The organism is Psychrobacter sp. FME5 (assembly GCF_014861375.1).
Lineage (GTDB): Bacteria > Pseudomonadota > Gammaproteobacteria > Pseudomonadales > Moraxellaceae > Psychrobacter.
Window position 1 is genome coordinate 1 of sequence record NZ_RRYX01000095.1, and the last position, 12,218, is coordinate 12,218.

Genomic DNA, 12,218 nt, shown 5'->3' on the forward strand with positions numbered 1-12,218 from the left:
TGCTTCGGCTGTCACCCTTCTTTTATTACTCCAGCATACTTTTTGATACACCACCAAGGATTTATATCATGGCAGATTTACTTAGCATCTCAGAGCCTAACGCCAGTAGCCTTACTGACCCATTTAATAATAAAAACAGTTTTAACAATAATGTTAATAATGACTTTTTGGCCAGCCTAGCGACAGATGCCACAAAAGCGAACCCGCAAACCAATAGTAAACACAACCGCGAAGAAATCGCCCAGCTTTTTGACTTGCCCTTGATGGACTTGTTACTACAAGCACAGACTATTCACCGAGAGAATTTCACCGCCAATGAAGTACAAATTAGCACCTTACTATCCATCAAGACGGGCAACTGCCCAGAAGATTGTGGTTACTGCTCACAATCTGGTCATCACCGTGACACCACCAAATTACAAGCAGAAAAACGCATCGAAGTTGACAAGGTAATCGCTGCTGCTAAACGTGCCAAAGCCACTGGCTCATCACGCTTCTGTATGGGTGCAGCGTGGAAACACCCAAGCGCTAAAGACATGCCTTACGTGGTTGAACTGGTCAAAGAAGTCAAAGCATTAGGGCTTGAGACCTGTATGACCCTCGGTATGCTCGATACTAATCAGGCAACACAATTGGCGGATGCAGGTCTTGATTACTATAATCATAACCTTGATACTTCACGACGTTATTATGAGCAAGTGGTCAGTACGCGCAGCTATGATGAACGTTTAGGTACCATAGAAAATGTACGCAACTCAGGTATCAATGTTTGTAGCGGTAATATCGTCGGTATGGGCGAAAGCCGTGATGACCGTATCGACTGGGTGCTTGAGCTGCTGAAGATGCCCAAAGCACCAGAGTCTATTCCAGTCAATTTATTGGTACCGATTCAAGGCACGCCAATCGGCGACAAGGTATTAGCAGAAGGTCAGTTACCAGTCCTTGAATGGATTCGTACCATTGCGGTGACACGCATTTGCTGTCCAAGCAGCTATGTGCGCCTATCTGCTGGACGTGAAAGCTTATCTGATTCTGAGCAAGCATTGGCGTTTATGGCGGGTGCTAACTCGTTTTTCTATGGTGACAAACTACTAACGACCGGTAATGCTAGCCAATCAGGCGATGACAGATTGATGCGAGAGCTTGGCTTAACCAAACAGTTTGCTGCTCCCAGAGCGCCTAAGCAAGTGCCTGTGATAGACGCGATGAGTGGTCATCAATCACAAGTCATTTCGGCTGATTTGGGCGGAGTAGTTTTGGCTTAACGCTACCATTATTGGATAATCTGCGCTAAGCTTGCGAGCATTATTGAGCGTATAGTTGATTCAGTTGAAAAAGGCCCTAGACAACCGAGTGCAGAGGTATAAGCAATACTTCAAGCGAGGGTAATGCTGCGGTAACTTTTTTGTAAAGGATTGACTATCATCTACTAAGACGTAAGAGAGAGGATGATGGCAGATTATTTCAATTGGATTAAAGCGGCGCATATTATCTCCATGGTCTGCTGGTTTGCAGCGATATTTTATTTACCACGCTTGTTTGTCTATCATGCAATGAGTGACGATAGCATCAGTCACGAGCGCTTCTCTATTATGGAACGCAAGCTCTATCGCGGTATCATGACACCATCGATGATAGCGACATGGGTATTTGGCTTATGGATGTTGGGACTGGGCTGGGATGTCTATAAAACCCAAGGCTGGTTGCACCTCAAGCTATTATTAGTGGTACTGCTCTCAGGCTATCATGGTGCTTGCGGCTTTTATCGTAAAAAACTGATGGACAATCCGCATTATAAATCGCACAAATTTTGGCGCTGGTTTAATGAAGTACCCGTTTTTGCACTAATATTTATTGTCATTTTAGTAGTAGTTAAACCTTTTTAATAGTGATGTAAATAAAGTTGTTTATAAAAAAAGCGTCCGTAACTCAAAGTCACGGACGCTTTTTTATCTGAATAAATTAACTATATTAGGGCGTGTCCTCATTCTGAAAATGGTGATAAAAATGAGATAAATTGCAGTCAAACAAGGAAAATAGCACAGATAATATCAAGATATTAGCCAGCTATTTGACGCAGTTTGGCAAGATTTAGCCATTTTTAGCCCATTTAGTTGATTTCGTTCAGATTGAGGACATGCCCTAAACGTTTGGACGCATGATTTGGTAAACATTACTCAAATCATAAACACGGTAGCGTGCAGGCTCACGACGGTTTTCACCCGCATAGCTGAGCATCAGGGCTTGCTTAGCGCGCTCGTCAACCCAGCCTACGAACAGCCCACTATGCTCGACCCTATTGTAACCATGATTGATATAATAGAGCCAATCACCAACTTCAATCTCGCCACTACTGGCATAAGGGCCTTGGCCATAAGTGCCCTTGTGTATAGTATCGCGAGTCACCCCTGCACGTTTAAATACCGCATTGAGATAATCCCAGCAACCCCCTTGGATGATTGTACGTTCGTTCAGCGCCATCTTGCGTGCGGTGCTGATTACCTCATGTGCCGCCCGACTACTCTGCGATTCAGCCGCGCTTAATAGCGGCAAATACTCGCTATCGACATTGTCATAATTGCCAGATAAGAATGGTGGTAACACCGCAGGAGCCTGACGCTGTACCTTAGGATAACGATAATTGGTATTGGAATAACTCGAATGGACACTTGGTTGCACATTATTCGCATTTGAGCGATAGCTACCAGAGTTACCGGCACGTTGAATGGTAGAGCGTGTGCTAATTTTGGCAGAAGGTACAGTAGAGTTCGAAGGCGTATAACGGGCACTATTATCAGATTGGGCAGATTTTTGGGCAATCAATGCGCTCATACTATCGGCATGAACCTGACTTATCATACCAAAAGCAACCAACAATACACTGCACGGCGCTGTAACCGACAATATGGGCAAACGCGACATGACTAACTCCTTGTCAATAAAGTATAAATGACAACATAAAAAACAATGATTAGACTTTCCAATATTACTTATAAACTATTTGGGCACGCATCTGCAAGCATTATTCACCTTAAAAAGGCGATAAACGGTATAAAAGTATAGATTAATGGTTAGGTAAGAGATGCGGTTTAGAAGAAATACAGAGAAGCGCACGCTAAATAAGAATGTATCGAACAACGTATCGATTTTATTTAGAACTGCCTATGGGTAATCGGCTAAGAAGTGGGTGGATCCTCGCTCATCTTGATATTGACATGGCGTTTGGTCAAGGTTTGACCTTGCAGGATAGCTTTGGCAGCAGTTGTCTCTTGGATGCTCTCAAAGCCGCTAATATGATATTTGTTTATACCCTTACTATCAGCAATCTGTAATTGTTCGCCGATTAGATTGACCTTGTCCCCTTCAGCCAACTGGATATGCTCGCGCTTACCTTGATTATCATGCACCAGCTCGCCAGCACGCAGCCACAATATGCCATTACTAATCATACCGCTCATGGCTTTTTTACGTTGTTGGCGTTGCCGATTAAAAATAAAACTGCCAATAATAAGCAACGCTAATGCGCCAATAGCCAAACGCTCAGACAACAGGCTCATTGCCATGGCCACCGCGACTGCCCCTACTAATAATGCAGACCCAAACCAAAACATGCCATTATCAGCAGTTTGTGGCTGACCTTGTAAGGTGATTTTAGCGCCATCATCGGTCAGCTTAAGCATGCATCATTACCTGTTGCGGAGTATCTGTAAAATATAACGAGAAAATCAAAAAACGCGGTGGCTTGTTCAGCACAAAACTGAACCAGTAGGCTAGTAATTTACTAGGCCAATAGGTTAGCTTACCAGCCTAAAGCGGTTTGTTGCATTTTAATCAATTCAGCAATGCCTTTTTCGGCAAGAATAAGCATATCATCGGCTTGTGCACGGGTAAATGGCTTCTCTTCTGCCGTACCTTGCAGCTCAATGAACTCACCTTTTTGGGTCATGACTACGTTTAGATCGGTATCACAGCTGGCATCTTCTTCGTAGTTCAAATCCAAATAAGCTTCGCCATCTTTCATACCGACAGAAACTGCCGCGACCAAACCAATCAGCGGATCTGCTTTTAGTTTTTTGGTTTTTTGAATGCTTTCTAACGCATCGATAAGCGCAATCGCGGCGCCAGTCACACTCGCGGTACGAGTACCACCATCGGCTTGCAACACATCACAATCAAGATAAATGGTATTTTCACCGAGTTTATTCAGATCAATCATGGCACGTAAGCTACGACCGATTAAACGCTGAATTTCTTGGGTGCGACCTGATTGTTTACCACGTGCCGCTTCACGCTGGTTACGGGTATTGGTCGCGCGTGGTAGCATGCCATATTCAGCGGTAATCCAGCCTTTACCTTTGCCTTTGAGCCAACGCGGGACGCCAGACTCAACACTCGCCGTACACAGTACTTTGGTATCGCCAAAGCTGACCAATACCGACCCTTCGGCATGCTTAGTATAATGGCGCTCAAAGCTGATTGAGCGAAGTTGGTCAAGCTCACGATTGTCAATACGCATAAAAATCCCTAGTACAAATATAGTGTTTTAAATATCCTAACGTGACAACGGTGCAATAGCAAGATTCGCTCAAGCTATTGCGCCGCTGCTTGGTTAAGGTTTAGCAGCAAGAATTATTCTAACCCTTCCATCTTACGCAATTCTTTACGTAGGATTTTACCCACGTTTGATTTTGGTAATTCATCAACGAATTGGATATGGCGTGGACGCTTATAACCAGTCAACTGTTTTTTGCCAAAATCAAGCAGCTCTTGCTCAGTAACTTCACCCTTTTTGACCACAAACAGCTTTGGCTCTTCGCCGCGCTGGTCATGCGGAATACCAATGGCACCGCACTCTACCACCGCTGGATGCTCACTCATGGCTTCTTCGATTTCATTGGGATAGACGTTAAAACCAGAGACCAAAATCATGTCTTTTTTGCGATCAACAATTTTGATAAAACCCTTTTCGTCCATGATACCGATGTCACCAGTTTTCAAAAATCCACTAGCCGTAAAGGTTTCAGCCGTTTCATCTGGACGGTTTTGATAGCCAATCATCACTTGTGGACCTTTGACACAGATTTCACCGCGATCGCCAAGTGTCACTTCATTTTCATTATCATCGATCAATATTACATCGGTGCTAGAAGCAGGAATACCAATCTTTCCAGTAAACTCAGCGATAGTCATTGGGTTAAAGGCAACCACAGGTGAGGTTTCAGACAAACCATAACCTTCAACGATAGGCAGACCAGTAATTTTATGCCATTCTTTTGCCACACTTGGTAAGACGGACATACCGCCGCCGATAGCAGCTTTTAGATTAGAGAAATCTAACTCTGCAAAGCTGTCTTTGTGTACCAAGCCATTAAACAAAGTATTTACTGCAGGGATAAAGGCTGGTTTATATTTAGCCATCTCTTTAATCAAACCATCAAGGTCACGCGGGTTGGGGATAAGCAGACCTGCATACCCTTGGTACATACCATACATACCGCAAACCATAAATGAGAACACATGATATAAAGGTAGTGCTGTTAAGATCACATCATCGGCGTCAGCATCATCATCAAAGGCGCTGTTCATCAACGCACTAATCTGTAGCATGTTGGCGACTAGATTACCATGTGACAGCATCGCACCTTTGGCAACACCTGTCGTACCACCAGTATATTGCAACAACGCCACATCGCTTAAATTCAAATCAGGGCGTTTATATTTGCTAGCTGATACCGCACTTAGCGCCTGTTTAAAGCTCACGCTGTTTGGCAGGCTATAGGCAGGAATCATTTTTTTGACATGACGCGCCACAAGGTTAACCACGGTCCCTTTGATCGTCCCTAACATATCACCCAGCTTACATACGACGACGTGCTTCACTTGACCTTTGTCGCTGGCTTCCTGATAGGTTTTAGCGAAGTTCTCTACGATAAATAAGGCTTTGGTGCCACTGTCACGTAGCTGATGCGATAGTTCGCGACTGGTATATAAAGGGTTGACGTTGACCAATACCATGCCAGCGCGGATGATACCCAACGCCACCACTGGATATTGCAAAATATTGGGCATCATCACCCCAACTTTATCGCCTTTGACCAACCCTAAGGACTGTAAATAGCTGGCAATCTGACGACTGTATAAGTCTAATTGCTTAAAGCTAATCGAGGCACCCATACAGATATAGGCAGGTTTTTGGCCATAACGGCTAAAATTACGCTCGAACACATCAAGTAAAGAAGTATTATCATCCGGCATATCAATCGTCGCGTCGATACCGTAGCGCTCATAAGCATTTAACCACGGACTGTCACTCGCTATCGTCGGCATGGTAGGAAATGCTTGGGTTTCAGCCATCGGTTGAGCACTCTTGGCATCATTATGGTCTGTGGTTTCTTTATTAGTACTGTCCGTCATAATCTTCCCTAAATATTACTGTTAAAATATTGCTAGTAAAACACGCCCTAATCAAAAACTTGTGAATAATAAGCCTGTTAGCTAATAAATTTAGAGGTTTTGTTATTCACAAATTTTTTACATCGAAAGCCATACCTTTTATGCAAAACTCTATTGACCACGATAAAAGTAATTAAAGCAGCCAATGGATAATCTCAGCTAAAAAACGAGTCTTGCAATTGTATTAGCACGATAGTTTTTTGCAATTTCTCGGCCAAAAAACATACATTCCTATCGTTGAATATAAAAATATATCGGCACGAACTATAGCAGTTTTGCTGGTACTTCTCTATAAATAGTACGAAATGATAATCGAAAAACAAAAAAAATGATAAGGCCGTTTGCATAGACCTTATCATTTTTCACTACCATTTGGCGTAATGAGCACCTCGAATATCGAGATACTTGCATCGATATTCAGTACTTATAAACCTCTATAAAAAGTACGAGAAACTTGATATTGGACTGTCTAACCGTGATTCTTTTCTTCAAGCACACGTAAATCTTTGTGCAAAATCTTCCCGACGTTGGATTTTGGTAGCTCATCGATGAATTCGACATAACGAGGACGCTTGTAACCGGTTAGATTTTCTTTGCCATAAGCAAGTACTTCTTCTTCGGTTAAGCTATCATCACTACGCACGATATAAATCTTTGGTACTTCGCCGCTCTTGTCATCTTTGATACCAATGACCCCGCATTCCAAAATCTTTGGATGACCTGACATCACATCTTCCACTTCGTTTGGATACACATTGAAGCCTGAAACCAAAATCATATTCTTTTTGCGATCAACGATTTTGAAGTAACCCTCTTCGTCCATCACGCCGATATCACCAGTACGGAAATAGCCGTCCGAGGTCATGACTTCAGCCGTGGCATCTTCGCGTTTCCAGTAGCCCTTCATTACTTGTGGACCACGAACACAAATCTCACCGCGCTCACCCAATGCAACTTCGTTGCCTTCTTCATCCAAGATAGCCATATCAGTCGCTGGCATTGGTAGGCCAATATTGCCTGAGAACTCGCCCGTACCCTGTGGGTTTGCTGATGCCACAGGAGAGGTCTCTGACAGACCGTAACCTTGTACGATGACGTTGCCTGTGATTTTTTGCCATTTGTCAGCGGTATCTTTTAAAACCGCCATTCCGCCGCCCATAGACATCTCAAGCTTGCTATGATCTAAGGCTTTAAATTCATCACTATTAGCTAGGGCGTTAAACAGTGTATTGACCGCTGGGAAAAATGCGGGTGGGTAATCCTTATAGGCTTTAATTAAGCTGGCGCCATCACGTGGGTTTGGCACCAGTAGTCCGATACAGCCACGATATAAGCCGAACATGCCGCAAACCGTAAATGAGAAGATATGGTATAGCGGCAAGGCAGTCATAATCACTGGCTGCTCGTTCATACTCTCAAATTTATCAAAAGCATCGCCAAGATAGGTATCACACTGAATCAGGTTGGCGACTAAGTTGCCATGTGTGAGCATCGCGCCTTTCGCGACACCCGTGGTACCACCGGTATACTGTAGGACAGCCACATCATCAAGCCCGATGTTAGTAGGGCGCTTATAGTTTTTAGCAGAAAAACGATTAAGCGCTTTTTTAAACTTCACGCTGTCCTTAATATGATAATCAGGTACCATTTTTTTGACATGGCGGACGACAGCATTAACGATAAAGCCTTTCAATGGGCTCATTAAATCACCCATCGAGGTCACCACGACATGTTCGACCAAATCTTTGCCAATGTCTTCATAAGTTTTGGCAAAGTTTTCAAGCAAAATAAGTACTTTGGCATCAGAGTCTGTGAGCTGATGCTCAAGCTCTTTTGAGGTATAAAGTGGGTTGACATTGACCAGTGTCATGCCTGCACGTAACACACCCAATACAGCAACAGGCAGCTGCAAAATATTCGGCATCATAACTGCCACTTTGTCGCCTTTGACCAGTCCAAGCGACTGTAGGTAGGCAGCGACTTGTTTACTATAACGGTCTAGTTCTTCATAAGAGAGTTTGACATCCATGCACACAAAAGCCGTTTTGCCCGCATGTTTGATAAAATTTTGCTCAAGTATATCGATCAAAGAAGTATTGGCAGCTGGCATATCAATATCGTACTGAATACCAAGCTTCTCGTACGTATCAACCCATACTTTGTCGTTACGACGAATGAGGTTATCTTGATTTTCCATAATCTTTTCTCTCCTAGTAATGGTGCGCTAGCGTCACCCATACGAATCACAGAGTGATAAACATACGAATACTCAAAAGTTAGGCTTATCATGATAATGACAAGCGAGGCTGCGAGGTAGTCATATGGTGATGAGTCAACGAGATAGCGGTAAATAGCCCTTTGTTCATTAACATACACACTTTATACAGACTACTCAATATAAAAGATTGCTACTTGAGTTCGTAAACTGGCTTGACGGTCGATATTATCATTATTATCAGTTATTTAACTGCTATTATAGACCAAATGACTGGTGATTTATTACTGAACAATTGACTATTTTTCAGTATTTTTTTAATTTTATAAGCACCTATCGCTTTTATAGTTACAGGCTAAAGTTACAGGCCAAAAATACGGTGCATAGCATTCTTATTATTTTGTTATAAGTGTCAAAAACTTGTCTTTTAATACCCTAAAGTATAAGAGAAATAATAAAAACTATTTCGCTTAACGATACTCAACTTAATCTGTAAAAGCTAACCATTAAAACACCATAAATGCGTCATGCCTAGACGTCACGCATTGTCGTCTATTCTGACTTATACCTTTTTAATTTTGCTAATATCCTTTACGATAGCACTATCTTATTTCCACCCTATTTAACTATATTAGTTCATCAGAACAAGTGCAGTAAAAAAACCTCTATTAAGAATCAAAAGCGAAACCTACTCTATGTCCGATGTTATTGATCATACAACTGCCACCATCATTCCTAACGAACCGATGGATACTCGCTCAGTAGCGGAATTCACTGAGCAAGCCTATCTTAACTATGCGATGTACGTCATCATGGATCGGGCGCTGCCAAATATCGCTGATGGTCTCAAGCCCGTCCAGCGCCGTATTGTCTATGCCATGAGTGAGCTGGGATTAAAGTCGACTGCCAAAGCCAAAAAATCGGCACGTACCGTCGGTGATGTCTTGGGTAAATACCATCCGCATGGCGATAGCGCCTGTTATGAAGCGATGGTATTAATGGCGCAACCATTTAGTTATCGCTATCCGCTGATTACCGGACAAGGTAACTGGGGCAGCCCAGATGATCCCAAATCATTTGCGGCGATGCGTTATACCGAAGCCAAAATGTCTGCTTATGCCAATACTTTGCTCGCAGAACTCGGACAAGGCACCGTTGATTGGCAAGATAACTTCGATGGCACCATGCAAGAGCCAACTACTCTACCCGCACGCCTGCCCAATATATTATTAAATGGCACGACGGGTATCGCCGTCGGTATGGCAACCGATATTCCGCCGCATAACCTCAATGAAGTGGTACGCGCGGCCATTCGCTTGCTAAAAAATCCTGAGCTATCGGTGAAGCAATTAACCCAATCGATACCAGCACCTGATTTGCCGACGCCTGCTGAGATCATTACCAGTAAAAAAGACTTACAAGCGATGTATGAAAGCGGCCGCGGCAGTTATAAAATGCGCGCAACGTTTCATATTGACCCTAAAGAGAAAAATCTCGTCATCATCGACGCGCTCCCTTATCAAGTCTCGGGTAATAAAATCCAAGAGCAAATCGCCAAGCTAATGACCGATAAAAAACTGCCTTGGATTACCGATATTCATGACGAATCAGACCACGAAAATGCTTGCCGTATCGTGCTTGAATTGCGTTCAACGCGGGTCGATGTCGATCGCGTCATGAGCCATCTGTTTGCCAGTACTGACTTAGAAAGCAATTACCGCGTCAATATGAATATGATTGGCTTAAACGGTAAACCGCAGGTCAAAAATCTAAAAGAGATATTAGAAGAGTGGCTCGTTTGCCGTCGCTCGGTGGTCACCCGCCGTTTGCAGTACCGCCTCGATAAAATCGATAAGCGTTTGCATATCCTTGCCGGCTTACTGATTGCCTATCTCAATATTGATGAAGTCATTCGCATTATTCGTGAAGAAGACGATCCAAAATTATCGTTAATGCAAGACTATGACTTAACGGATATTCAAGCCAATGCCATCTTGGATATTCGTCTGCGTCAGCTGGCAAAATTAGAGGAGATTGAGCTGCGCCGCGAGCAAGACGAGCTGGCAGCAGAGCGCGCCATCATCCAAGAATACTTGGATAATCCAGACAGTCTGACTAATCTAATGATTGATGAGCTCACCGCCGATATGAAAGAACACGGCAACGAGCGTGTAGCACAATTGGCAGAACGCGCCGAAGCGCAAGCGCTTAAAGAATCTGACCTCGTACCAAGCGAGCCGATTACTGCCGTATTATCAAAAGCGGGCTGGATTCGCGCCGCAAAAGGTCACGATGTCGATGCCGCTGGTATGAGCTATCGCTCGGGTGATAGTTATCAAGCACACGTCCGCGGTAAATCCAACGAGAGAATCTACGTCCTCGATAGCACAGGGCGCAGTTATAGTATCGATGCGCATAACCTCGCCTCAGCACGTGGACAAGGCGATCCGCTCACCAGCGTACTCAAACCGCCAGCAGGTGCCAGCTTTGAGCAGCTATTAACCGGTGCTGATAATCAGCGCATCATTCTCGCCAGCTCGCAAGGTTATGGCTTTATCAATACCATTGGTAATCTAGATAGCAATCAAAAAGCGGGTAAAAAAATTATTAACCTAGCTGCTGATAGTCGCTTGCTTCCTGTTGCTCGTATTGACGCGCCAGCAAATATGACTGGTAGCACTAATAATGATAATGCCGAAAGTGAAAGGAGCAATACATCTTCAATACCTAACCATATCGCAGTCGTGACCAATGCTGGATATTTATTGATATTTGCGCTTGATGACTTACCTGAACAGGCTCGCGGTAAAGGTAATAAAATGATTAACCTAAAAGGTGATGAAGAAGTGCTCACTATCACACCACTTAGCAAACAAGACAGCTTAATAATTACCGCTGGTAAACGTCATGTGACCTTAAAGCCGATGGATTTAGCTAACTATACTGCTAAGCGCGGTAGCCGTGGCAGTCAGTTGCCAAGGGGCTTTCAGAATGTTACTGGGGTTGAGGTTGGGTGAGTAGTATTTTTTATTACTTCAAAAGCTAGGCTAAAAGCCTAGCTTTTTGATACATCTCATCTTTAATTAAGAGCTTAAACTTATAATGTTATACACCAATGTATTCGAAAAGAGGTATCCAGTTTTGACAGCCAAGGTTATAGTGTCTGCAGGTATCAGGAATCTTCAGCCTGCTATACCCTTTATCAGTAATATTTAGCGAGCTGCTTTGCTCTGCTGTGATAATGGTAGCTAACTCTTTTTTGGCAACACAAATATTTGATAAGTCATCAGTATTTTTGGATATACTTGATTTAAGTGGTGTTATATTTAAAAGCTCAGCTTGTAATTGAGCAAGCTCTACTTCATATTCTTTTTTATTAATAATATCAACTTGAAATTTTCTTAGAAAGTTATCAAGTATGGTTTTATCGTAACTCATAAGGGATGCGCGGTCATATACCTCTTCATGAATATGCTGAGATATTATAATTTGGTAGTGTATCAAAAAGTATGCTGGAGTAATAAAAGAAGGGTGACAGCCGAAGCAAGAT

At 43.2% G+C, this 12,218-nt stretch carries 9 protein-coding genes; 3 read left to right on the forward strand and 6 right to left on the reverse strand.

Going from position 1 to position 12,218, the window contains the following annotated elements:
* The first annotated feature begins 68 nt into the window (after positions 1–68).
* Entirely contained in the window at positions 69–1,265 is a 1,197-nt protein-coding gene (gene bioB, locus EI161_RS11185; RefSeq protein ID WP_192524389.1) for a biotin synthase BioB, read from the forward strand.
* A gap of 186 nt (positions 1,266–1,451) precedes the next feature.
* Positions 1,452–1,886, forward strand: coding sequence for a protoporphyrinogen oxidase HemJ (gene hemJ, locus EI161_RS11190; RefSeq protein WP_192524398.1), 435 nt, complete (start codon positions 1,452–1,454; stop codon positions 1,884–1,886).
* A gap of 256 nt (positions 1,887–2,142) precedes the next feature.
* Here the strand turns inward: hemJ and EI161_RS11195 are convergent, their stop codons facing one another.
* From EI161_RS11195 to EI161_RS11215, 5 genes are all read right to left on the reverse strand, one after another.
* A complete protein-coding gene (locus EI161_RS11195; protein WP_192524390.1) occupies positions 2,143–2,922 on the reverse strand; it encodes a hypothetical protein in 780 nt (259 codons plus the stop codon).
* A gap of 254 nt (positions 2,923–3,176) precedes the next feature.
* A complete protein-coding gene (locus tag EI161_RS11200) occupies positions 3,177–3,680 on the reverse strand; it encodes a hypothetical protein (RefSeq protein WP_192524391.1) in 504 nt (167 codons plus the stop codon).
* A gap of 119 nt (positions 3,681–3,799) precedes the next feature.
* A complete protein-coding gene (rph, locus tag EI161_RS11205; protein WP_192524392.1) occupies positions 3,800–4,516 on the reverse strand; it encodes a ribonuclease PH in 717 nt (238 codons plus the stop codon).
* Between the two features lie 113 nt (positions 4,517–4,629).
* Positions 4,630–6,414 carry an AMP-binding protein gene (locus EI161_RS11210; RefSeq protein WP_192524393.1) on the reverse strand — a complete coding sequence of 595 codons (1,785 nt, stop codon included), beginning with the start codon at positions 6,412–6,414 and terminating at the stop codon, positions 4,630–4,632.
* A 508-nt stretch (positions 6,415–6,922) separates the two neighbouring features.
* Positions 6,923–8,650 carry an AMP-binding protein gene (locus EI161_RS11215; protein WP_192524394.1) on the reverse strand — a complete coding sequence of 576 codons (1,728 nt, stop codon included), beginning with the start codon at positions 8,648–8,650 and terminating at the stop codon, positions 6,923–6,925.
* Positions 8,651–9,363: 713 nt separating this feature from the next.
* On the opposite strand from EI161_RS11215, the gene parC reads away from it, so the two are divergent.
* The gene (gene parC / locus EI161_RS11220; protein ID WP_192524395.1) at positions 9,364–11,685 is read left to right on the forward strand and encodes a DNA topoisomerase IV subunit A; all 2,322 of its coding nucleotides are present in this window, start codon (positions 9,364–9,366) and stop codon (positions 11,683–11,685) included.
* Positions 11,686–11,773: 88 nt separating this feature from the next.
* Here the strand turns inward: parC and EI161_RS11225 are convergent.
* Positions 11,774–12,218, reverse strand: a 445-nt coding sequence (locus tag EI161_RS11225; RefSeq protein ID WP_225735354.1) for a DUF4411 family protein, incomplete at its 5' end; no start/stop codon positions are given.